The sequence below is a fragment of the Streptomyces sp. XH2 genome, assembly GCF_049725035.1.
Taxonomy (GTDB): domain Bacteria; phylum Actinomycetota; class Actinomycetes; order Streptomycetales; family Streptomycetaceae; genus Streptomyces; species Streptomyces roseoverticillatus.
Genome location: NZ_JBMMMZ010000010.1, coordinates 50,794 through 73,438 on the forward strand (window position 1 = coordinate 50,794; position 22,645 = coordinate 73,438).

The following is a 22,645-nucleotide window of genomic DNA, read 5'->3' on the forward strand; positions in this document are numbered from 1 at the left end:
TTCTCGCCGCCGCGGCGGAAGACGGCCGCCGCGGCCCCGAGCGCACCCACGAGCCCGTAGGGCACCACCGCCGCGGTCGCTCGCCGCCGCGGCGGCGGCGGGCAAAAGAACCGCAGGCACCCGCCTGCACTCGTCCGCCGCGGCCGACGACCGTTGCCGAGGAACATCGGAGAGCACCTGCACCTCTCCTCCGCCGCCACGGCGCGCAACCACCCACAACCATCCCGGCGGTGCCGAACCAGCCGAGCCCGTAGGGCACCGCCGGACACCACCGCCGTGGTCACTCACCGCCGCGGCGGACGATCCGTTGCCGCGGCGGCGAGCAAGCGAACCTCAGGCGTCCGCCTGCCCACCTCCGCCGCCACGGCGCGCAACCACCAACAACGATCCCCGGCGGTGCCGAACCGGCCGAGCCGTCACGTGGCCGCAAAAGTCAAACGCGGTCGAGTTACAGGGCGGCAGCCGTGCGTGCCCGTGGTCCGGCGGCAGGGGTGCCCCGGAGGGAACCCTCATCCCCGAGCGTCCGCCGGACACAGCGCACCGCACCGCAGCCTCCCCGTAGTCCTCGACCGCATGATCAAGGCTAGGGGCCGGCCCCCGCTCCGGTCGGGAAATACGCCCGCAGGTCACCCATTTGACGCCCTGTCACGCCGTCACGCCGTCACGCCCAGAGCCACACCCGCCGGTTCCGCGCGACCGTGTGGACGCGCCGGGAGCGGTCCGGGTGCAGCACCCCGCCCGGCGCGCCCAGCCCCGGCACGTCCCGCTCCCCCAGCACCCGGACGTCGTCCAGCTCCGGCGAGACGTCCACGCTCCGCGCGCCGACGAACACCAGCACCGGCCGCACCTGCACCAGGAACCCGCAGCCGCGCGTGAGGACGAGCGACGCGCGGGCCGCGTCGTGCCGGGCCTCGCGGACGTACGGCTGCGGATGCCGCTCGCGGTCCGTCCGCACCTCCGACACGCCGACCCGCACCCGCGCCCTCCGCCCGGGCCGGGAGGCGACGCCGAAGACGCCGCCGGGCCCGATCAGCAGGTGGGAGATGATCGCGTCCCCCGGAAGGACGATGGAGTGCACGACGTCCCAGCCGCCGCCGGCGAGTCCTTCGAGCGCCGCGCCGACGCACTGCTCGGCGGCCAGCGCCCGGCGCCAGGCGTCCTCGACGGGCCGCCGTCCGAGCAGCCGGGCGAGCACGAGGCGGGCGCGGCCGGACGACCCGGCCGCGCCGGAGCCGTCGAGCCGGGCGCGGAGCGTCTCGCCGGGCCGGTTGGGTGCGAGATCGTCGTCGGGCGGCAGGAACAGCCGCTCGGGATCGAACGCCTTGCCGTTCGCGTTCCTCTTGCCGTCCGGCCGCTCCCGCACGCAGACCACCCCCCTCCGCCATACTGCCGCAGAAGCGCGGGAACCAACCCGTCCGGCGGGTCGTTCCCCTGACAGAGGCCCCGCGACATCCCCCCGATCGCGGGGTCTCGTCCATTCCCGGCCCGGCACGCCCCTTCGGCCGCATCCGGTCTCGTCCGGCCCCATCGCGGCGACACCCGCCCCCGGTGCTTTACATCGCCAAACCCTCCACCAATTATCCCTTTTGTCACATTAAATGCCGGAAGGGATGGTCAGTGAGAGCACTCGCCTTGTACGGAGCCCTGGGATCGCTGGTCCTCACCACGCTCACCGCCGCCCCGGCCGACGCCCTCGTCCCGCACCGCACCCACGCGCCCGGCGGCTACGCCGAAATGCTCGGCGCGGAAGAAGCCGCCCGGGAGGCCGCTTCGGAGGGCATCCGCTTCGGCACCTGCCCCGAGGCCGAGGGCCTGCCCGCCCCCTTCGAGTGCGGCACCGTCTCCGTGCCGCTGGACTACGCCCACCCCCACGGCAAGCACATCAGCCTCACCGTCAGCCGCGGCCGCGCCACCGGCCCGGACTCCGGCCGGCAGGGCGCGCTCGTCTTCAACCCCGGCGGCCCGGGCGGCTCCGGCATGTTCTTCCCGCTGCTCGCGGCCATCCCGCAGTGGCAGAACCTGGCGAAGGCGTACGACTTCATCGGCTACGCCCCCCGCGGCGTCGGCCGCTCCGCGCCCCTGTCGTGCGTCTCCCCCGAGAGCTTCGTGAAGGCCCCCACCGAGGCGCCGGAGCACCCCTCCGCCGCGTACAAGCGCAAGAAGGTCGCCGAGGCGCGCGCCTACGCGCAGAGCTGCGCGCGCCGCGCAGGCGCGGACCTGCAGCACTTCACCAGCCTCAACAACGCCCGCGACCTGGACGTCCTGCGCGCCGCGCTCGGCGAGCGGCGGCTCACCTACATGGGCGCGTCCTACGGCACCTACTTCGGCGCGCTGTACGCCACCCTGTTCCCGGGGCACGTGCGGCGCATGGTCTTCGACAGCGTGGTCGACCCCGACCCGAAGAAGATCTGGTACCGCAGCAACCTCAACCAGTCCGCGGCCTTCGAGACCCGCTGGAGCGACTGGCGGCACTGGGTCGCCAAGCACGACGACGTCTACCACCTGGGCCGCACCGCGCAGCAGGTGCACGCCTCCTACGAGCGGGCGAGCCGCCGGCTGGCGCGCAAGCCGGCCGGCAAGGTCGGGCCCGGGGAGCTCCAGGCCGCGTTCCTCCAGGTCGGCTACACCGACAGCTACTGGGCGCGCAGCGCGAACGCCCTCTCCTCGTACCTGCGCGGGGACGCCAAGTCCCTGCGCGCCATCGCCGAGCCGGACGCGGGCGGCGCGGTGGCCAGTGAGAACTCCAACGCCGTCTACACGGCCGTCGAGTGCAACGACGCGCGCTGGCCGCGCTCGTGGAAGAAGTGGGACCGCGACAACACGCGGCTCGCGCGGCGGGCGCCCTTCGAGACGTGGCAGAACGCGTGGATGAACCTGCCGTGCGCGTTCTGGAAGGCGCCGTCGCAGCGGCCGCTCGACGTCCGCGCCTCGCGCGGCGCGCTCCCGCCCACCCTGCTGCTCGCGGCGGAACGGGACGCGGCGACGCCGTACCCGGGCGCGCTGGAACTGCGGCGCCGGCTGCCGGGATCGGCACTGGTGACCGAGCGGGGCGCGGGCACGCACGGCATCGGCGGCGGCCCGAACGCCTGCGTCAACCGCCACCTGGACGCGTACCTGCTGACGGGCTCGGCACGGGACGCGACGTGCGCTCCGCGCCGGGAGCCGGCAGCGACGAGGGGCAAGCAGGCCCAGCCGGCCGCGGGCTGACTCCCGGCGGTGCCGCCCTGGGCCGCACCGGGCCGCGCCTCCGGGACACGGCCGGTCCGACGTGGCGACGGACATTCCTCCGGCGGCGCCGGCCCACCGGGCTGCGGCCCGGCCCGGCACCGCCGGAGCAGCACATCGTGGTTTCCCGCCGCCGCGGCGGCAGAAGATGGCCGCCGCCACGGCGAGCATCCCCGCCACGAGGGTCCGGCGGAATGCACGACCGCCGAGCAGCGCGTAGCGCCTCCGCGCCGGAGGCGCTGCGCCGGCCCCGCCACCAGCTCCGCAACCGCCTTGCGGCGGCCCGTACCGCATCCCCCGGGGACAACCCCCGGACCCGGCCGGGCACGAGCCCCGTCGGCTCAGGCCAGCCCCGCCACCAGCTCCGCGACCGCCTTGCGGCGGCCGGTGTAGAACGGGACCTCCTCGCGGACGTGCATCCGTGCCTCGGACGCGCGCAGGTGGCGCATGAGGTCCACGATCCGGTACAGGTCGTTCGCCTCGAAGGCGAGGATCCACTCGTAGTCGCCCAGCGAGAACGACGCGACCGTGTTCGCCCGGACGTCCGGGTAGCCGCGGGCCATCTTGCCGTGGTCGGCGAGCATGCGGCGGCGGTCCTCGTCGGGCAGCAGGTACCAGTCGTAGGAGCGGACGAAGGGGTAGACACTGACGTAGTCGCGCGGGGTCTCGTCGGCGAGGAACGCCGGGATGTGCGACTTGTTGAACTCGGCGGGGCGGTGCAGCGCCATGTTGGACCACACCGGCTCCAGCGCGCGGCCGAGCCTGGTGCGGCGGAAGAGGTTGTACGCGTCCTGGAGGGCGTCCGAGGTCTCGGAGTGCCACCAGATCATGACGTCGGCGTCGGCGCGCAGGCCGGAGAGGTCGTACGTGCCGCGCACGGTGACGTCCTTCTCCGCGAGCTGCGCGAACAGCTCCTCGACCTCGTCGGCCCAGCCGGCGCGGTCCTGCGGGAGGACGTCGCGGAGCTTGAACACCGACCAGAGGGTGTAGCGGATGACCTCGTTGAGGTCCTTGGCCTTCTTGCCGGCGTTCGGGATCTTCTGCGCGTCTGTCATGGTTCCTATTCTCCCCTGCCGTCCCCGGCGCCCTCGGCCAGGGTCGTGAGCCTTTCGAGCACCCCGTCGGCGGCCCGGTGGGCGCTGGCGACGCAGGCCGGGATGCCCACGCCGTCGTAGACCGCGCCGCAGACGGCCAGGCCGGGCACGCGGCCGACGGCCTCGCGGATGCGGGCGACGCGGTCGAGGTGCCCCACGGGGTACTGCGGCAGGCCACCGTCCCAGCGGGTGACGCGCGTCTCGACCGGGGCCGCCGCGAGGCCGACCGCGTCGCCGAGGTCCTTGAGCGAGACGGACACCAGCTCGGCGTCGTCGCGCCGCAGGTCGGCCTCGTCGCCGTACCGCCCGATGGACGTCCGCAGGACGAACAGGTCCGGGCCGGCGTCGGCGTTCCAGCGCCACTTGTTGCTGCTGAAGGTGGAGGCCTTGATCGTGCGGCCGTCGACGGGCGGTACGAGGAAGCCGCTGCCGTGCAGCAGTCCCTCCACGTCGGAGCGCCGGAAGGCCATGGTGACCAGGGCCATCGAGGCGTACTCGACGGCGGCGAGGCCGTCGGCGGCGGCGGGGGCGGCGTCGCGCAGGAGCCGTCCGGCCTCCCCGGCGGGCGCGGCGAGGACGACGGCGTCGGCGGTGAGGGTCCGCTCGCCCGCGCGGACGCTCCATCCCGCGCCGTCCCGGCGGAGCTCGTCCGCGCGGGTGCGGGTGAGGATCTCGCCGCCGGCGGCCCGTACCGCGTCCGCGACGGCGAGCGGCAGCCGTCCGATGCCGCCTTCGATACCCATGAAGACGGGCCCGGTCTGCTGCCGGGCGGCGGCGCGGGCCTGCAGGTCGCGCACGCCCTCGCCGAGGGAGCGGTGGGTGCGGGCGGCCTCGAAGAGCGGCGGGACGGCGGCGCGCAGGGAGATGCGGTAGGCGTCGCCCGCGTAGACGCCGCCGAGCAGCGGCTCGACGAGCCGGTCGACGACCTCGCGGCCCATGCGCTCGGCGATGTACGCGCCGATGGCGACGTCCTCGCCGGGGTCGGTGTGCGGCAGCTCGGCGTCCTGGGCGACGCGCGCGAGGCCGGCGGCGGAGAGGATGCCGGCGGCGGCGAGCGGGGCGAGGTCGCCGGGGACGCCCATGGTGTGGCCGGTGGGCAGGGGGCGCAGCTCGCCGCGGGTCCAGAGCATGGCGGTGGCGGCGGGCGGCTGCAGCTGGTCGCCGAGCCCGGCGGCGCGGGCGAGCTCCACGGCCTCGGGGCGCCGGGCCAGCACCGACTCGGCTCCGAGGTCCACGGGCATGCCCGCGATCTCGCCGGCGTGCAGCTTGCCGCCGACGCGGTCGCTGCCCTCCAGGAGCGTGACGCGGACGCCCGCGCGGGCGAGCCGGAGGGCCGCGGCGAGGCCCGAGATCCCGCCGCCGACAACGACGACATGATGCCTGGAAGAGACCGCCGAACGGTCTGCTGCGCTCATGGGACCACTCTCTCAAACGGCCCCAAACGGCCTTCCGCCGCCCTCCGCCCCACCTCCCGACCGACCGATCGGGCGGTTGCCCATTGACAGCGCCCGGAGACAGCCCGAAGACTCGGCAGCGGCCGGCCAGGAACAGCAGGGTGGAAGAGCAGTTCACACGGCGGCCCCGGTGGCGGGGCCCCGCGGGAGGAGTGCCATGAACGACCGCATCCGGGACGTCTACGTCGTCGACGCCGTGCGCACCCCGGTCGGCAAGTACGGCGGGGCCCTCGCCTCCGTGCGCCCCGACGACCTCGCCGCGCACGTCGTCCGCTCGGTCGTCGGCCGCAGCCCCTCGCTCGACCCGGCCCGGATCGACGACGTCGTCTTCGGCAACGCCAACGGCGCCGGCGAGGAGAACCGCAACGTGGGCCGGATGGCCGTGCTGCTGTCCGGGCTGCCGGTGACCGTGCCGGGCATGACGGTCAACCGGCTGTGCGCCTCGGGCCTGGAGGCCGTCGTCCACGCGTACCGGACGATCGCCCTCGGCGACGCTTCGGTGGTCGTGGCGGGCGGCGTGGAGTCCATGACCCGCGCGCCCTACGTCATGCCGAAGCCGGAGCGGGCCTTCCCCACGGCCCACCAGCAGCTGTACTCGACCACGCTCGGCTGGCGGATGACCAACCCGGCGATGCCCGAGCGGTGGACGACGTCGCTGGGAGAGGGCGCCGAGCTGATCGCGGACAAGTACGGCATCACGCGGGAGCAGCAGGACGCCTACGCGCTGGCCAGCCACCGGAAGGCGGCGCGGGCGTGGGCGGAGGGCGCGTTCGACGCCGAGGTCGTCCCGCTGCCGGAGGTCGCGCTGCCGCGGGACGAGACGATCCGCGACAACACCTCCATGGAGGCCCTCGCCCGCCTCAAACCGGCCTTCCGCAAGGACGGGGGCACGGTCACGGCCGGCAACGCCTCGCCGCTCAACGACGGCGCGGCGGCGCTGCTGCTGTGCGATGAGGAAGGTCTGCGCGAGACGGGCCGCGAGCCGCTCGCGCGGATCCGGGCGTCCGCGGTCACGGGCATCGAGCCGGACCTCTACGGGCTCGGGCCGGTGGAGGCCGTGCGGCGCGTCCTCGCCAAGGCCGGGCGCTCCTTTGCGGACGTGACATATTTCGAGCTCAACGAGGCCTACGCGGCGCAGGTCCTGGGATGCTTCGAGGAGTGGCCGGAGCTCGACACCGGGATCGTCAACCCCCGTGGCGGCGCGATCGCCATCGGTCACCCGCTGGGCTGCTCCGGCGCGCGCCTCGCGGGGTCGGTCGCCCATCAGCTCGCCGCGGCGGGCTCGGGCACGGGGCTGGCCGCACTGTGCATCGGCGTGGGGCAGGGGCAGGCACTGGTCCTCGAACGCTGAGGGCCCGCCCGCCCGGGACGCGCGCACGCCGAGGACGCGTACGGCGCTCGCTCTCCGGGGAGGTTGCCCGCACATGCGTACCACCGTCGGCATCATCGGGGCCGGCCCGGCCGGCCTGCTGCTCGCCCGGCTGCTGCACCGGGCGGGCGTGGACTGCGTCGTCCTGGAGTCCCGCGACCGGGCGTACGTCGAGCGGCGGCAGCGCGCCGGGATCCTGGAGCAGGGCTCGGTGGACATCCTGCGGGAGTGCGGCGCGGGGGACCGGCTGGACCGCGAAGGCCTGATCCACCGCGGCTTCGAGCTGCGCTTCGAGGGCGAGGCGCACCGGGTGGACCTGCCGTCCCGGACCGGCGGCCGGACCGTGACGATCTATCCGCAGACCGAGGTGGTCAAGGACCTGATCGCCCTTCAGCTGGCGGGCGGGCCGCCGCTGCTGTTCGACACGCGGGTGGTCGCCGTCGAGAAGGCGGACGGCGAGCAGCCGCTCATCCGCTTCGTCCGGGGCGGCCGGGAGGGGCGGGGCGGCCAGGAGGCCACGCTGGAGTGCGAGTTCGTGGCGGGGTGCGACGGCTCGTACGGCGCCTCCCGGCGCGCCCTGCCCGCGGGCGCGGTGACGATGCACGCGCGCACGTACCCGTACTCGTGGCTCGGCATCCTCGCGGACGTGCCGCCCTCCAGCGACGAGCTGCTGCTCGCCGGCCACGAGCGGGGCTTCGCGCTGCACAGCATGCGCTCCCCCGCCGTCTCCCGGCTCTACCTGCAGGTGCCCAACGGCACCGATCCCCGCGACTGGCCGGACGACCGCGTCTGGGACGAGCTGGACGTCCGGCTGGCCGCCGGGAACTGGCGGCTGCGGCGCGGGCCCGTCCTCGCCAAGTCGGTGAGCGGCCTGCGCAGCCAGGTGATCGAGCCGATGCGGTACGGGCGGCTGCTGCTCGCGGGGGACGCGGCGCACATCGTGCCGCCGAGCGCCGCCAAGGGCCTCAACCTGGCCTTCGGGGACGTCGTCACCATGGCCCGGGCGTTCACGCACTGGCACCGCACCGGCTCGGCCGCGCTCCTCGACCGGTATTCGGACAACTGCCTGCGCCGCGTGTGGCAGGCGCAGTTCTTCTCGCACGAGCTGACGACGATGCTGCACGCGGCGCCGGGCGCGGACGCGTACGACCGCGCCATGCAGCTGACGTGGCTGCGCCGGGTCACGGGCCCCACGGCGGCCGCGGCCGAGCTGGCCGAGAACTATGCGGGAGCACCACTGGTCTGACCTGACGGCAGGCCGGGCGGGATCACCGGGGGCGACCCGGGGTAGGTCAGGGCCATGGCTCTTTCTGAACCCGCACCTCATCCCGCGCAGGAACAGATACGCCCCACGGACCCCGGGGACAGCGCCTTCGCCGCCGCCGCGCGGGCCGTCGCCCTCCGCGCGCCCCTCAGGCCGGCCGTGTCCGTGCCCATGCCCGTCGCCCCCGGAACCGCCGAGCTGACCGGCCCCGTCTTCGGGACGGCCGACGTCGGGCCCCTGGACCACGACCTCACCCGGCAGCACCGCGGCGAGCCGGTCGGCGAGCGCATCGTCGTCGCCGGGCGGGTGACGGACCGCCGGGGCCGCCCCGTGCGCGGCCAGCTCGTGGAGCTGTGGCAGGCCAACGCCGCGGGCCGCTACGCCCACCCCCTCGACCGCCACCCCGCCCCGCTCGACCCCCACTTCACCGGCGCGGGCCGCTGCCTCACCGACGACGAAGGCCGCTACCGCTTCGTCACCATCCGGCCCGGCGCCTACCCGCTGGGCGGTTCGAACGACGCCTGGCGCGCCGCCCACCTGCACTTCTCGCTCTTCGGTACGGCGTTCACCCAGCGGCTCGTGACCCAGATGTACTTCCCCGGCGACCCGCTCCTGCCCGACGACATCATCCGGCACACCGCCGGCGACGCGGCGGCCCGCGCCCGGCTGGTCAGCGCCCTGGACCGCGCGCTGGGCGAGCCCGGCCGCTCCCTCGGCTACCGCTGGGACATCGTCCTGGACGGCCCGTCCGCCACCTGGACCGAAGGGGCCCGCTGATGCTGCCGCCCCCGACGCCTTCCCAGACCATCGGCCCCTACTACGGCACCGCCCTGCCCTTCCCGGGCGGCGGTGACGCGGCTCCGGCCGGTCACCCGGCCGCCGTGACCGTGCACGGCCACGTCCGCGACGGGGAGGGCGCGCCCGTGCCCGACGCGCTCCTGGAGTTCTGGCAGGCCGCCCCCGACGGCTCGCTCACCGGCGCGCCGGGCAGTCTGCGCCGCGACGGGGAGACGTTCACCGGCTGGGCCCGTGTGCCCACCGACCGGGACGGGCACTACGTGCTGCGCACGCTGCTGCCGGGCGGCGCGCCGTACCTGGCCGTGTGCGTCCACGCCCGGGGGCTGAACCGGCACCTGTTCACCCGGGTGTACGTCACCGAGCCGCCCGGCGACGCCCTGCTGGCGGCGCTGCCGGCGGACCGGCGGGCCACGCTGCTGGCGAGGCCCGAAGCCGGGAGGCGGAACGCGTACCGCTTCGACGTGAAGCTGCAGGGGGACGACGAGACGGTCTTCCTGGACTGGAGTGCCGGAGACTGACACGAGACCGGGGCGACGGAGCGACCGGGGAACGGGAGGAGCGGACGTGGCCGCACAGCGACTGGTGGTCGTGGGAGGCGACGCGGCGGGCATGTCCGCCGCGTCCCGGGCGCGCCGGCTCAAGGCGCCGGACGAGCTGGAGATCGTCGCGTTCGAGCGCGGCCGCTTCACGTCCTACTCGGCGTGCGGCATCCCGTACTGGGCGGGCGGCGTGGTGGACGGCCCGGACGCGCTCGTCGCCCGGACGCCGGAGGAGCACCGCGCCCGCGGCATCGATGTGCGGATGCGCACGGAGGTGACCGGGCTCGATCTCGACGGGCAGCGCGTCCTCGCACGTGACCTGGAGTCCGGTACGGAGCGCTGGCACGGCTTCGACCACCTCGTCCTCGCGACCGGTGCCCGCCCGGTCCGGCCGCCCCTGGAGGGCATCGACGCCGTGGGCGTGCACGGGGTGCAGACCCTGGACGACGGCCGGGCGCTCGTCGCCGCGCTCGACGGCGGCGCGGCGGACCGCAGGGCGGTGGTGGTCGGCGCGGGGTACATCGGCGTGGAGGCGGCGGAGGCGCTCGTGCGGCGCGGCTGGGCGGTGACGGTGATCGAGCGTTCCGCGCAGCCGATGGCGACCCTCGACCCCGACATGGGCGCGCTCGTGCGCGACGCCATGACCGGCATGGGCATCGAGGTCGTGACGGACACCGAGGTCACGGCCGTGCGGACCGGCCCGGACGGCCGGGTCCGCGCCGTCGTCACCGCCGCCCGCGAACACCCCGCCGACGTGGTCGTCCTCGGCCTGGGCGTACGCCCCGAGGCGGCCCTGGCCCGGGAAGCGGGCCTGCCGCTGGGCACGTCGGGCGGGCTGCTCACCGACCTGGCCATGCGGGTGCGCGGCCACGAGAACGTCTGGGCCGGCGGCGACTGCGTGGAGGTCCTCGACCTCGTCTCCGGCCGCACCCGCCACATCGCCCTCGGCACCCACGCCAACAAGCACGGGCAGGTCATCGGCACCAACGTGGGCGGCGGCTACGCGACGTTCCCCGGCGTGGTGGGCACGGCCGTCAGCAAGGTCTGCGACCTGGAGATCGCCCGGACCGGCCTGCTGGAGGCCCAGGCGCGGGCGGAGGGCCTGCGCTACGTGACCGCCACGATCGAGTCGACGAGCCGTGCCGGCTACTACCCCGGGGCGCGCCCGATGACGGTGAAGATGCTCGCCGAGCGCGGCACGGGGCGGCTGCTGGGCGTGCAGATCGTGGGCCGTGAGGGGGCGGCGAAGCGGGTGGACGTCGCGGCGGTGGCCCTCACGGCCCGTATGACGGTAGATCAGATGACGTCCCTGGACCTGGGCTACGCCCCGCCGTTCTCACCGGTGTGGGACCCGGTGCTGGTGGCGGCCCGCAGGGCTGCGGCGGCCGTCAAGGACGTTGGGGGGCAATCGAGTTGACGGGCGTGAGGGCGGCGAGCGACGGGCTCCTGCGCGCCCCCTCGCCGCCCGGCCCGTCCCTCACACGGGGGACGGCCCACAGCGGTGCGCCCCGGGCGGGGATCCCGCCCGGGGCGCACCGGTCACCGCGTCAGCGCCACTGCTTGATGCAGGCCGAGGGGACCCAGCCCTCGTGCCCCGCGTAGGCCAGGAGGACCCAGCTGTTGTCCTTCTTCCCGCAGAGGTTGTAGGACTGGCCGCTCAGACCGGTGCCGGTCGAGTCGCAGCCGCGGCCCGACCTGCCCTTGGGGAGCAGGCCGACGGCGGTGGCGTTCAGCTTCCTGTCCGTGCGGATCTTCACGCTCTCCAGCGCGGTGAGCTTGCCGTAGGTGCAGTACGAGGCGTCGGCGGTCCGCACGTCGGCCGCGGCGGCGACGCCGCCGGTCAGGGCTGTGGTGCCGGCGAGAACGGCGGCAGTGACGGCAGCGGCCGCCAACTTCCTTATGCGCATGATGTTTTCCCCGTCGTGGTCGGTAACGGTGATCACCACGCTATCCAGGCATGAGCATGACATGCAAAGCGAGCGGTGACGCCCGGATGATCTCCGGCGTTGACGCGGGCCGGGCCCGGCGGATGTAATGGGCGGCGTGGCGCGTGGCGCCGGCCAAAGAGAAGTGGGCCGGCCGGCAGCCGGGCGACCACCCGTTGTGCAGGGGTACTTCCCATGAACTCACGTTCCGCAGGCTGAGCCTGACGCGGGCGGCGCGCTCGTACGCGTACGCTCCGGCGCTCCGCGCGCCCTTTCTCCTCGTTCCCTCCGCCTCGCGCGGATCACCATCCTCAGGCATTCCCGCGCACGTTGACGCGGTCCTGCACTTTCCGGAGAGCCCACACCCATGTCTTCCTTCAATCAATCCGTCATCGATGAGTTCCGTGCCAACGGCGGCAAGGTCGGCGGCCCGTTCGAGGGCGGCGATCTGCTGCTGCTGACCACCACGGGCGCGAAGTCCGGCACGCAGCACACCACACCGCTCGGCTACGTGCGCCACGGCGAGCTGCTGCTGGTCGTCGGGTCCAACATGGGCGCGCCCCGGCACCCGGACTGGTACCACAACCTGCTGGCCCACCCGCTCGTCCAGGTCGAGATCGGGGCCGAGCGGTACGGCGCGGTGGCGGTGCCCGCCGAAGGGGAGCGGCGCGACCGGCTGTTCGCCCACGCGGTGCGCGCGGCGCCGGGGTACGGCGACTACCAGGCGAACACCCCGCGCGTCCTGCCGGTCGTGATCCTGGAACGGACCGGGGAGGACGCCCCGGCCCCGGTCAGGACGCTCGCCGACAAGGTCATGGAGGTCCACACCTGGCTGCGCGCGCAGTTGCAGCACGTGCGCGCCGAGGTCGATGCCCACTTCGCCGCCGTGGCGGAGGGCGGCGAGCGACCGGCGCCGGGGCTGGGGTTGCAGATCCGCCAGCACTGCCTGGCGTTCTGCCAGTCGCTGGAGTTCCACCACGTCAGCGAGGACCGGCACCTGTTCCCCGCGATGGAGACCCATCACCCGGAGCTCGGCGGCGCCTTCGACCGGCTCCGGGCCGAGCACCGGACCGTGGCGCGGCTGCAGCAGGAGCTGGGCACCCTGCTGGCGGACATCGCGGGCGCCGACCCCGTACGGTTCCGGGCCGAGCTGGAGCGGATGTCGGAGGAGCTGACGGCGCACCTCGCCTACGAGGAGGAGGTCCTGCTCCCGCCGCTCGCCGGGATCCCCTTCCCGCCGCAGGCCCCGAAGGCGTAGCGGCGCGCCGGGAGCGCGGTCAGCACCCGGCGAGGTTGGACCGGCCTGCCCCTCGCCCCCGGCGCACAGCCGGGCGGCGGGGGCCTCGGCGGCGCCGGGGGCCTCTGCCGCTTCGGCGGTACAAGGGTCGGGGGCGGGTGCGCCGTCCGGGGTGTCGGTCATGAGCGGGCTTCCTCCGTGGGCGGGTCGGATCTCACCGAGGCCGTCGTCGCTGGGATCGGCGCCGCCCGGACCGGCCTGCGCATCTCCCCGGCGAACACCCTGGGCGACATCGAGGAGACCGACCCCGCCGCCACGTACGCCGCGCTGGTCGACGCGATCGAGCCGCTGGGCCTGGCCTACCTGCACGTCATGGAGGCCTCGGACATCCGGGAGGCGGCGCACCTCGCGGCGTGGTGCGACCTCCCGGCGCCGAGCTTTGGCCCGTTCAACACGGCCGACCGCGCCACGTTCTACGGCGGCGACGCGAAGGGGTACACGGACTACCCGGCGCTGACAGGCTGACAGGCCGTCAACTGACGGTCCGGCAGCCGGCGAACGAGAACCGGCTGCCGGGCCGTCGCACGCCTGCTAGAAACTCCGGGTGACTTCTTCCGACTCGTCGCGCCGCCGCTTCCTTTCGGGCGCGGCCGCAGCCGGCGGCGCCCTGTTCGCCGCGGCACCCGAAGCCCGGGCCGGAGCCCGGACCCCCACCCGTACGCCCGCCCGGACCGGCACCTGGCCGCCGGGCCTGGAGGCCGCGGTCCGCCGCGCCATGCCCGCCGCCGTCGACCAGGCCCGCACCGCGCGCTATCCCTACGGCGCGGTGCTCGTCGACGTCGCCGGCGGAAGCGTCGTGGCGGCCGCGCGCAACGACTCGGAGCACGACCCCACGGCGCACGCCGAGGTCGCCCTGCTACGCAAGGCCGCCGCCGCGGGCCTGCACCTCCCGGACCACGCCGTGGTCACCACGGCCGAACCCTGCGCGATGTGCGCGGGCGCGCTCCTGTGGAGCGGGGTGCGGGCCGTCGCCTACGGGACCTCCGTGGAGAAGCTCGTCTCGTACGGGGTCCCGCAGATCGACATCTCCTTCGCCGAGATCGCCGGCAGGTCGCTCCTGTCGCGGTCACCGGCGCTGGCCGGGGGCGTCCGCTGCGACCTCACCGACCCCCTCTACCGCGATCTGACGCGACGGCCGGGGGCCGGTGGCTGACGGGCTCGGTCAGCGGGCCGAGCGCTCGTGCACGTACTCCACCAGGCGCGTCAGGGCCTCCGGGTCCGTGTTCGGCATGACGCCGTGGCCCAGGTTGAAGACGTGGCCCTCCAGGCCGGCCGCCGCGTCCAGCACCTCCTGGGCCTTCGTCTCGACCGCGGCGCGCCCGGCGAAGAGCACGGCCGGGTCGAGGTTGCCCTGGAGGGCCTTGCCCGGGCCGACGCGGCGGGCGGCCTCGTCCAGCGGGACGCGCCAGTCGACGCCGACGACGTCCGCGCCGGCCTCGCCCATGAGGCCGAGGAGCTCGCCCGTGCCGACGCCGAAGTGGATGCGGGGCACGCCGTGGTGGGCGACCGCGTCGAAGACCTTGGCGGAGGCCGGCATGACGAAGTTGCGGTACTCGGCCGGGGCGAGGGCGCCCGCCCACGAGTCGAAGAGCTGGACGGCGGAGGCGCCGGCCCGGATCTGGACGTCGAGGAAGGCGGCCGTGATGCCCGCGAGCCGGTCGACGAGGTCGGCCCAGAGCTCCGGGTCGCCGTACATCATGGCCTTGGTGTTCTCGTACGTGCGCGAGGGGCCGCCCTCGATGAGGTAGCTCGCCAGCGTGAACGGCGCGCCGGCGAAGCCGATCAGCGGGGTCGCGCCGAGCTCGCCGGTGAGCTGGCCGACGGCCTCCGTGACGTAGGGGACGTCGGAGGCGTCGAGCGGGCGGAGGCGGTCCAGGTCCGCGCGGGTACGGACCGGCTCCGCGACGACCGGGCCGACGCCCGGCTTGATGTCCAGGTCGATGCCGACGGCCTTCAGCGGCACCACGATGTCGCTGAAGAAGATCGCGGCGTCGACGTTGTGCCGCCGGACCGGCTGCAGGGTGATCTCGGTGACCAGGTCGGGCCGCATGCAGGAGTCGAGCATCGGGATGCCCTCGCGCACCTTGCGGTACTCGGGGAGCGAGCGGCCCGCCTGCCGCATGAACCAGACCGGAGTGTGGGGCACCGGCTCGCGCCGGCACGCCCTCAGGAACGCCGAGTCGTGTGCGGCGGTACGGCCTGTCTGCTGCTGGCTGCGCTCACTCATGCCCCAAATCTTCGCACGGGCCGAACGAGTGACCCGCCCGTGTGGGTGTCCTACCCGGAACCGCGCGTCGTTCCGCCTAGTCTTCCGGGCATGGCTGCGGCGCAGGGACACCTCTCGGACGGTCCGGACGACGCGGATGGGGAGGGCTCCCCGTCCGTCTTCCGGCAGGCGGTCGCCGGGCTGCAAGGGGTGCGCCTGCGGCCGGAGATCGAGCTCGACGCGACGCCGCCGCCCCAGCGGCTCGCCCCCTTCTCGTACGCGCTGGAGGCCGCGGTCGTCGTCGACGACCAGGAACTGGCCGACGGCCGGCTGATCCTGCTCCACGACCCCGCCGGGCACGAGGCCTGGGGCGGCACGTTCCGGCTCGTGACGCTCGTGCACGCGGACCTGGAGCCGGAGATGGCGGCGGACCCGCTGCTCCCCGAGGTCTGCTGGTCCTGGCTCACGGGCGCGCTCGAGGCGCGGCGCGTGCCGTACGCGGCGCCGAGCGGCACGGTCACGCGGGCCGGGTCGCACTACTTCGGCGGCCTCGCCGAACGGGAGCCGTCGACGCGCATCGAGATCCGGGCCTCCTGGTCGCCGGTCCCCCCGGCGGCCGCGAAGCCCGTCCGGGCGGTCCGCGGCGGAAAGGGCGGCGGCCCGGCCACGGAACCGCCGGAGGAGGCCGGGGTGCCGGACACGGCGGCGCACCTCGCGGCGTGGTGCGACCTGCTGTGCCAGATCGCGGGCCTGCCGCCGGGCGGCGCGCCGGATGCCGGGGTGGTGACACTCCCCCAGAGGCGGGACCCTCAGAGCCGCCGGTAGCCCGCGGCGGGCCCTTCCCCGTGCGTACGGGGGCTGAGGGCGGCTCCGGCACCGCCGGACCGGTCCGTCGTGGCCGATCACCGCCGCGGCGGCCTGAAGGGGCGAGGCCCCTTCACCAGTGCGCTCGACGCGCCGGCCTGCGGGCCTGCCAGCCCGCCAGCCCGCCAGCCCGCCAGCCAGCCAGCCAGCCAGCCAGCCAGCCAAGGATGCGCAGCATCCTTGAAACCGCCGCAACGGCGACCAGCCGAAACGGCGCGGACCGGCGGTGCCGTACGGGCTCAGGCACGCCCGGCACCGCCGAAAAGGTCCGCTATGGCTGATCACCGCCGCGGCGGAATCGAAGGGGCGGGCCCCTTCACCGCCGACCGCAGGCCCCCACAGGCCCCCGCAGGCCAAGGACGCCCGCATCCTTGAAACCGCCGCGACGGCGACCAGCCACGACGGCGCACCCCGGCGGTGCCGGACCCGCCCGAGCCCGTACGTAAGGCACCGCCCCGCGCAGCGGACGGTCACCCGGTTGCCGTATCCATGACCGATTCCGCCCGCCCACCCGCACCATTTCGGTCGGCAACTTGATCGGTTGCCGACCGTTCACATCCGAATTGCCCGAATTGTTACTCACCAATTCGTGATCATTCCCTAAAGCCGGGACGCTTCGGTGCCGAAGAGGCTTGTGACCCTTCCCATACGGATTACCCCGGCTTACCCCCAAAGCCGGACCCGTCCCCCCGCCACTCCCCCCTGGAGGCTTGGTGTCCGTTCTCCTCGAGCAACCTGCGAGCCTCGCCTATCGCCCCAACAAACCGACGGCGATGGTCGTCGTCGCCGACCCCCGTGTCCGCTCCACCGTCACCCGGCACCTGTGGGCGCTGGGCGTCAGAGACGTGATCGAGGCGTCGTCCATCGCGGAGGCGCGCCCCCGCGTCGGCAACCCGCGCGACATCTGCGTGGCCGACGTCCACCTCCCCGACGGCTCCGGGCTCACCCTCCTGTCCGAGACGCGTGCCGCGGGCTGGCCGAACGGCCTGGCCCTGTCCGCCGCCGACGACATCGGCGCCGTGCGCAACGCCCTCGCGGGCGGCGTGAAGGGCTACGTCGTCACCGGCACCCGCACCAACCTCGGCGTCCCCGGCCGCCCCGGCGCCGCCCCGATCGGCTCAGCGGCCGCTGCCCGGCTGCACCGCCGTCCGCCCGGCGCCCCCGGCCACCCCGGCGGCTACCGCGAGCTGTCCGGCCGCGAGGTCGAGGTGCTGCGGCTGGTCGCGGAGGGCCAGTCCAACAAGGCCATCGGCGTGTCCATGGGGCTGTCGGCGCTCACCGTCAAGAGCCACCTCGCCCGGATCGCCCGCAAGCTCGGCACCGGCGACCGCGCCGGCATGGTCGCCGTCGCGCTGCGCACCGGCATCATCCACTGACGCCCGCGCCCCCGGGCCGCACCACACCACCCCCTCTCCCCCTCACACGCCCCTCTCCCCCTCCCCTCCCGCCCCCTCTCCCCCGCCGGCTCCACACGCCGCGCCCGTCGACGGGACGTTCCGTCGGCGGGCGCTTGCCATACACAGATACCCTTGACCGGTGACCGACGCCCAAGAAACCGCAGCAGACACACCACTGCGAACCACCGGGGGCGGCCCCCCGGACGACGTCGTTTCGGCGCCGATCCCCCTACTGGAGCCACGCGAGGGCATCCCGCCGGTCGTCGCTGACAACGATGCCCTGGCGGAGGTCGTCGCCGCGTTCGCCGCCGGCACCGGCCCCGTCGCCGTCGACGCCGAGCGCGCCTCCGGATACCGCTACGGCCAGCGCGCCTACCTCGTACAGCTGCGCCGCGAGGGCGCCGGCAGCGCGCTCATCGACCCGGTCGGCTGCCCCGACCTGTCCGCGCTCGGCGAGGCCATCGCCGACGCCGAATGGGTGCTGCACGCAGCCACCCAGGACCTGCCGTGCCTGCGCGAGATAGGGATGACGCCGACGCGGCTGTTCGACACGGAGCTGGCCGGACGGCTCGCCGGGTTCGCGCGGGTGGGTCTCGGAGCCATGGTGGAGAACGTCCTGGGGTACGCCCTGGAGAAGGGCCACTCCGCCGTCGACTGGTCGACCCGCCCCCTGCCCGACCCCTGGCTGCGCTACGCCGCCCTCGACGTGGAGCTCCTCGTCGACCTGCGCGACGCCCTGGAGGCGGAGCTGGAGCGCCAGGGCAAGCTGGAGTGGGCCCGGCAGGAGTTCGACGCCATCGCCTCCGCCCCGCCCGCCCCGCCCCGCAAGGACCCCTGGCGCCGCACGTCCGGGATGCACAAGGTGCGCAGGCGCCGTCAGATGGCGGTGGTGCGCGAGCTGTGGACCGCCCGTGACCAGGTGGCGCAGCGGCGCGACGTCTCCCCCGGCAAGGTGCTGGGCGACGCCGCGATCGTCGAGGCCGCCCTGAACATGCCGCCGAACGCCCACGCCCTGGCGGCCCTGCCCGGCTTCGGGCACCGCATGAGCCGCAAGCAGCTGGAGCAGTGGCAGGCGGCGATCGACCGTGCCCGCGCCATACCGGACGCCGAGCTGCCGCAGCCCGGCCAGCCGCTGACCGGCCCGCCGCCGCCGCGCGCCTGGGCCGACAAGGACCCGGTGGCCGCGGCCCGGCTCACGGCGGCCCGTGCGGCCGTGTCCGCGCTCGCCGAGCGCCTCACGATGCCGCAGGAGAACCTGATCACGCCGGACACGGTGCGGCGCCTGTGCTGGGAGCCTCCGGCGCGTCCCACGCCGGAGGCGGTGGCGGAGGTCCTCTCCGCGCACGGCGCCCGTCCGTGGCAGGTGGAGCAGGTGACGCCGGTGCTGGTGCAGGCGCTGGCGGAGGCCACGGCCTGATCGCAGGTACGGGGCGGCCCCGGCGCCGCCCTTTGGCTGTTTGACCGTTTCCCGGGGGGGGCCCCGGCCCCCCGCGGGGGCCGGGGCACACCCCTTTCCGGCGCCGCTCCGCCGTCCTGCCCCCGGGTTCCGGGAAAGGGCGGGTCAGGGGATCACCCTCGGCCGCGACGGCTGGGGGTACCTCCCAGCGGTAGCTGGGGGAGCGACCACCGCAAACGCCACCGGCCGTGCCGAACCCGCAGTAGCCCCCTCCCTACACGGAATGTGACCTTCGCCGCTCCCGCCGAGGGGGCTGGGCAACTTAGTTACCCGTAAGTAGCATGACCGGTGTCAGCCCGCACCGCGGCGGAGCCGTCCAGGCATGCCCGCGAGCAGCGATCCCGCACAGGAGGAGAGCCAAGTGCCTCGTACCGCTAGGGACGTCGTATTCGTCGACGGCGTCCGCACCCCGTTCGGCAAGGCGGGCCCGAAGGGCATCTACCACGAGACCCGCGCCGACGACCTCGTCATCAAGTGCATCCGTGAGCTGCTGCGCCGGAACCCGAACCTGGACCCCGCCAAGATCGACGAGGTCGCCATCGCCGCGACCACGCAGATCGGCGACCAGGGCCTGACCCTCGGCCGTACGGCCGGCATGCTCGCGGGCCTGCCCCAGACCGTGCCCGGCATGTCCATCGACCGCATGTGCGCCGGTGCCATGACCGCCGTGACGACCGTCGCCGGCGGCGTCGCCTTCGGCGCGTACGACATCGCCCTCGCGGGCGGCGTCGAGCACATGGGCCGCCACCCGATGGGCGAGGGCGTCGACCCCAACCCGCGCTTCCTCTCGGAGAAGCTGGTCGACGAGTCCGCCCTCGTCATGGGCATGACGGCGGAGAACCTGCACGACCGCTACCCGCAGCTCACCAAGGAGCGCGCGGACGCCTACGCGGTCCGCAGCCAGGAGAAGGCCGCCAAGGCCTACGCCGACGGCAAGATCCAGGCCGACCTCGTGCCGATCTCCGTGCGCCGCACCACGCCCGAGGGCGGGGAGCTGGGCTGGGGCCTGGTCACGGCCGACGAGCCGATGCGCCCGGGCACCACGATGGAGGGCCTGGCGAACCTCAAGACGCCGTTCCGCCCGCACGGCCGGGTCACCCCGGGCAACGCCTCGGGCCTCAACGACGGCGCCACCGCCTCGCTGATCGCCGCCGAGGACGTCGCGCGCGAGCTGGGCCTGCCGGTCCGCATGCGCCTCGTCTCGTACGCCTTCGTCGGCGTCGAGCCCGAGGTCATGGGCTACGGCCCGATCCCGGCGACCGAGAAGGCCCTCGCCAAGGCGGGCCTGACGATCGACGACATCGGCCTGTTCGAGCTCAACGAGGCCTACGCGGTGCAGGTGCTCGCGCTCCTGGACCACTACGGCATCGCCGACGACGACCCGCGCGTCAACCAGTACGGCGGCGCCATCGCGTTCGGCCACCCGCTGGCCTCGTCCGGCGTCCGTCTGATGACCCAGCTGGCCCGCCAGTTCGAGGAGCAGCCGCACGTCCGCTACGGCCTCACCTCGATGTGTGTCGGCCTCGGCATGGGCGGCACGGTCATCTGGGAGAACCCCCACTTCGACGGAGGCACCAAGTGAGCACCACCGCTGAACTTCTCAAGGGTGCGGCGGAGCTGTTCCCCGACGAGGTCGTGACCCAGGCGCACGTCCGCCACTTCGACCTCCCCTTCGGCGCCGGGCGCTTCGCGCTCATCACGCTGGACAACGGCCTGGACCACACCAAGCCGACCACCTTCGGCCCGCAGTCGCTCGCGAACCTCAGCGCCGCGATCGACCAGGTCGAGAAGGAGGCCGCCGAGGGCTCCATCGCCGGCATCGGCATCACCGGCAAGCCGTTCATCTTCGCCGTCGGCGCCGACCTCAAGGGCGTCGAGCTGCTGAAGAAGCACGAGGACGCGCTCGCCATCGGCAAGGGCGGCCACGACGTCTTCAAGCGCCTGGCCTCCCTCGCCGTCCCGACGTTCGCGTACTACAACGGCGCGGCCATGGGCGGCGGCGTCGAGGTCGGCCTGCACTGCACCTACCGCACCGTCTCGCGCGCCATCCCGGCCTTCTCCCTGCCCGAGGTCTTCCTCGGCCTGGTCCCCGGCTGGGGCGGCTGCACCCTGCTGCCGAACCTCATCGGCGCCGACCGCGCGGTCTCGGTCATCATCGAGAACTCGCTCAACCAGAACCGTCAGCTCAAGGGCAAGCAGGTCTTCGAGCTCGGCATCGCCGACGCGCTCTTCGACGGCGCCGACTTCCTGGAGCAGTCCCTGCTCTGGACGGCCCGCGTCCTCAAGGGCGACGTCCAGGTCGACCGCGCCGAGATCGACCGCGGCGAGGCCTGGGACCAGGCCGTCGAGCGCGGCCGCTTCATCGCCGACTCCAAGGTGCACGGCGCCGCCCCGGCCGCCTACCGCGCCCTGGACATCATCTCCGCGGCGAAGAACGGCGACCTGCGCCAGGGCTTCGACGCCGAGGACCAGGCCCTCGCGGACCTGATCATGGGCGACGAGCTGCGCAGCGGCATCTACTCCTTCAACCTGGTGCAGAAGCGCGCCAAGCGCCCGGCCGGTGCCCCCGACCGCTCGCTGGCCCGCCCCGTCACCAAGGTGGGCGTCGTCGGCGCCGGCCTGATGGCCTCCCAGCTCGCGCTGCTCTTCGCGCGCCGCCTGGAGGTCCAGGTCGTCCTCACCGACATCGACCAGGAGCGCATCGACAAGGGCGTCGGCTACGTCCACGGCGAGATCGACAAGCTCCTCGCCAAGGGCCGCATCGGCAACGACAAGGCCAACCGCCTCAAGGCCGCCGTCACCGGCTCCCTCGACAAGGCCGCCGCCTTCGGCGACGCGGACTTCGTCATCGAGGCCGTCTTCGAGGAGATGGGCGTCAAGCAGCAGGTGTTCGCCGAGGTCGAGGCGGTCGTGCCCGCGCACACCATCCTGGCCACGAACACCTCCTCGCTGTCCGTCAGCGAGATGGCCTCCAAGCTCAAGCACCCCGAGCGGGTCGTCGGCTTCCACTTCTTCAACCCGGTCGCCATCCTCCCGCTGCTGGAGATCGTCCGCGGCGAGAAGACGGACGACGCCTCCCTGGCCACGGCCTTCGCCGTCGCCAAGAAGCTGAAGAAGAGCGCGGTCCTGGTGAAGGACGCCCCGGCGTTCGTCGTCAACCGCATCCTCACCCGCTTCATGGGCGAGATCCAGAACGTCATCGACGAGGGCACGCCGGTCGCTGTCGCCGAGAAGGCCGTCGAGCCGCTCGGTCTGCCGATGTCGCCTCTGGTCCTCCTTGAGCTCGTCGGCCCCGCGATCGGCCTCCACGTCTCCGAGACGCTGGCCGGCGCGTTCCCCGACCGCTTCAAGGTCTCCCCGAACCTCGCGGCCGTGGTGAAGGCCGGGAAGCGCGGCTTCTACGTCTACGACTCCGGCAAGCCGGAGCTCGACCCCGAGGTCGCCGCGCTTCTCGTCCAGGGCGACTCCGTCCTGACGGAGGAGCAGGTCCGGGCCCGCGTCCTGGAGGCCGTGGCCCAGGAGATCGGCCTCATGCTCGACGAGGGCGTCGTCGCCGAGGCCCAGGACATCGACCTGTGCCTGATCACCGGCGCGGGCTGGCCCTTCCACCTGGGCGGCATCACGCCGTACCTGGACCGGGTCGGCATCGCCGAGAAGGTCAACGGCAAGCGGTTCCTGCCGCGGGGCGTTGCTTCCGTTCCCGCGTAGCGGGAGGTAAGCCTGAGGGCCGTACGGGGTTTCCCCGTACGGCCCTCTT

At 74.2% G+C, this 22,645-nt stretch carries 18 protein-coding genes and 1 pseudogene; 14 read left to right on the forward strand and 5 right to left on the reverse strand.

Annotation, left to right across the window (positions count from 1 at the left end; translation table 11 throughout):
• Positions 1-661: 661 nt before the first annotated feature.
• On the reverse strand, positions 662-1,363 hold the full coding sequence (locus ACOTKD_RS21100; RefSeq protein ID WP_424890545.1) for a nuclease-related domain-containing protein: 702 nt from the start codon (positions 1,361-1,363) through the stop codon (positions 662-664).
• A 254-nt stretch (positions 1,364-1,617) separates the two neighbouring features.
• On the opposite strand from ACOTKD_RS21100, the gene ACOTKD_RS21105 reads away from it, so the two are divergent.
• Entirely contained in the window at positions 1,618-3,207 is a 1,590-nt protein-coding gene (locus tag ACOTKD_RS21105; RefSeq protein ID WP_424890546.1) for an alpha/beta hydrolase, read from the forward strand.
• Positions 3,208-3,566: 359 nt separating this feature from the next.
• Here the strand turns inward: ACOTKD_RS21105 and hemQ are convergent, their stop codons facing one another.
• Positions 3,567-4,280, reverse strand: coding sequence for a hydrogen peroxide-dependent heme synthase (gene hemQ / locus ACOTKD_RS21110; RefSeq protein ID WP_058042342.1), 714 nt, complete (start codon positions 4,278-4,280; stop codon positions 3,567-3,569).
• Positions 4,281-4,285: 5 nt separating this feature from the next.
• Positions 4,286-5,734 (reverse strand): protoporphyrinogen oxidase, encoded by a 1,449-nt coding sequence (gene hemG / locus ACOTKD_RS21115; protein ID WP_424890547.1) that lies wholly within the window; start codon positions 5,732-5,734, stop codon positions 4,286-4,288.
• 196 nt (positions 5,735-5,930) lie between these two features.
• On the opposite strand from hemG, the gene ACOTKD_RS21120 reads away from it, so the two are divergent.
• The 5 genes from ACOTKD_RS21120 (at position 5,931) to ACOTKD_RS21140 (ending at position 11,160) form a co-directional block, all read left to right on the forward strand.
• Positions 5,931-7,124 carry a thiolase family protein gene (locus ACOTKD_RS21120; RefSeq protein ID WP_424890548.1) on the forward strand — a complete coding sequence of 398 codons (1,194 nt, stop codon included), beginning with the start codon at positions 5,931-5,933 and terminating at the stop codon, positions 7,122-7,124.
• A 73-nt stretch (positions 7,125-7,197) separates the two neighbouring features.
• Complete coding sequence (locus ACOTKD_RS21125) at positions 7,198-8,388, forward strand: 4-hydroxybenzoate 3-monooxygenase (RefSeq protein WP_424890549.1); 1,191 nt, start codon at positions 7,198-7,200, stop codon at positions 8,386-8,388.
• 54 nt (positions 8,389-8,442) lie between these two features.
• The gene (pcaH, locus tag ACOTKD_RS21130; RefSeq protein ID WP_424890550.1) at positions 8,443-9,183 is read left to right on the forward strand and encodes a protocatechuate 3,4-dioxygenase subunit beta; all 741 of its coding nucleotides are present in this window, start codon (positions 8,443-8,445) and stop codon (positions 9,181-9,183) included.
• A complete protein-coding gene (pcaG, locus tag ACOTKD_RS21135) occupies positions 9,183-9,722 on the forward strand; it encodes a protocatechuate 3,4-dioxygenase subunit alpha (protein ID WP_424890551.1) in 540 nt (179 codons plus the stop codon). The genes pcaH and pcaG overlap by 1 nt, the downstream gene beginning before the upstream one ends.
• Positions 9,723-9,768: 46 nt before the next feature.
• Entirely contained in the window at positions 9,769-11,160 is a 1,392-nt protein-coding gene (locus tag ACOTKD_RS21140) for an FAD-dependent oxidoreductase (RefSeq protein ID WP_424890552.1), read from the forward strand.
• Between the two features lie 130 nt (positions 11,161-11,290).
• Here ACOTKD_RS21140 and ACOTKD_RS21145 read toward each other — a convergent pair whose 3' ends face one another.
• A complete protein-coding gene (locus ACOTKD_RS21145) occupies positions 11,291-11,650 on the reverse strand; it encodes a hypothetical protein (protein ID WP_424890553.1) in 360 nt (119 codons plus the stop codon).
• A 385-nt stretch (positions 11,651-12,035) separates the two neighbouring features.
• Here ACOTKD_RS21145 and ACOTKD_RS21150 point away from each other — a divergent pair, with 385 nt between their 5' ends.
• The 3 genes and pseudogenes from ACOTKD_RS21150 (at position 12,036) to ACOTKD_RS21160 (ending at position 14,118) form a co-directional block, all read left to right on the forward strand.
• Positions 12,036-12,926 (forward strand): nitroreductase/quinone reductase family protein, encoded by an 891-nt coding sequence (locus ACOTKD_RS21150; RefSeq protein WP_424890554.1) that lies wholly within the window; start codon positions 12,036-12,038, stop codon positions 12,924-12,926.
• A 165-nt stretch (positions 12,927-13,091) separates the two neighbouring features.
• Positions 13,092-13,430: pseudogene (locus tag ACOTKD_RS21155) on the forward strand (alkene reductase); the annotation flags it as partial.
• Positions 13,431-13,509: 79 nt separating this feature from the next.
• Positions 13,510-14,118, forward strand: coding sequence for a nucleoside deaminase (locus tag ACOTKD_RS21160; protein ID WP_424890555.1), 609 nt, complete (start codon positions 13,510-13,512; stop codon positions 14,116-14,118).
• A gap of 9 nt (positions 14,119-14,127) precedes the next feature.
• Here ACOTKD_RS21160 and hemE read toward each other — a convergent pair whose 3' ends face one another.
• The gene (gene hemE / locus ACOTKD_RS21165; RefSeq protein ID WP_424890556.1) at positions 14,128-15,192 is read right to left on the reverse strand and encodes a uroporphyrinogen decarboxylase; all 1,065 of its coding nucleotides are present in this window, start codon (positions 15,190-15,192) and stop codon (positions 14,128-14,130) included.
• 90 nt (positions 15,193-15,282) lie between these two features.
• Between hemE and ACOTKD_RS21170 the strand changes: the two genes are divergently transcribed.
• The 5 genes from ACOTKD_RS21170 to ACOTKD_RS21190 all read left to right on the forward strand — a co-directional run bounded on the left by ACOTKD_RS21170 (position 15,283) and on the right by ACOTKD_RS21190 (position 22,596).
• Complete coding sequence (locus ACOTKD_RS21170; protein ID WP_424890557.1) at positions 15,283-15,996, forward strand: DUF3000 domain-containing protein; 714 nt, start codon at positions 15,283-15,285, stop codon at positions 15,994-15,996.
• A 752-nt stretch (positions 15,997-16,748) separates the two neighbouring features.
• Positions 16,749-17,411, forward strand: a complete 663-nt coding sequence (locus ACOTKD_RS21175) for a response regulator transcription factor (protein WP_030369345.1) — start codon at positions 16,749-16,751, stop codon at positions 17,409-17,411.
• A gap of 160 nt (positions 17,412-17,571) precedes the next feature.
• The gene (locus tag ACOTKD_RS21180) at positions 17,572-18,849 is read left to right on the forward strand and encodes an HRDC domain-containing protein (RefSeq protein WP_424890558.1); all 1,278 of its coding nucleotides are present in this window, start codon (positions 17,572-17,574) and stop codon (positions 18,847-18,849) included.
• A gap of 400 nt (positions 18,850-19,249) precedes the next feature.
• Positions 19,250-20,470 (forward strand): thiolase family protein, encoded by a 1,221-nt coding sequence (locus ACOTKD_RS21185; RefSeq protein WP_424890559.1) that lies wholly within the window; start codon positions 19,250-19,252, stop codon positions 20,468-20,470.
• Positions 20,467-22,596, forward strand: a complete 2,130-nt coding sequence (locus tag ACOTKD_RS21190; RefSeq protein WP_424890560.1) for a 3-hydroxyacyl-CoA dehydrogenase NAD-binding domain-containing protein — start codon at positions 20,467-20,469, stop codon at positions 22,594-22,596. Before ACOTKD_RS21185 ends, ACOTKD_RS21190 begins: the two co-directional genes overlap by 4 nt.
• The last annotated feature ends 49 nt before the right edge of the window (positions 22,597-22,645 follow it).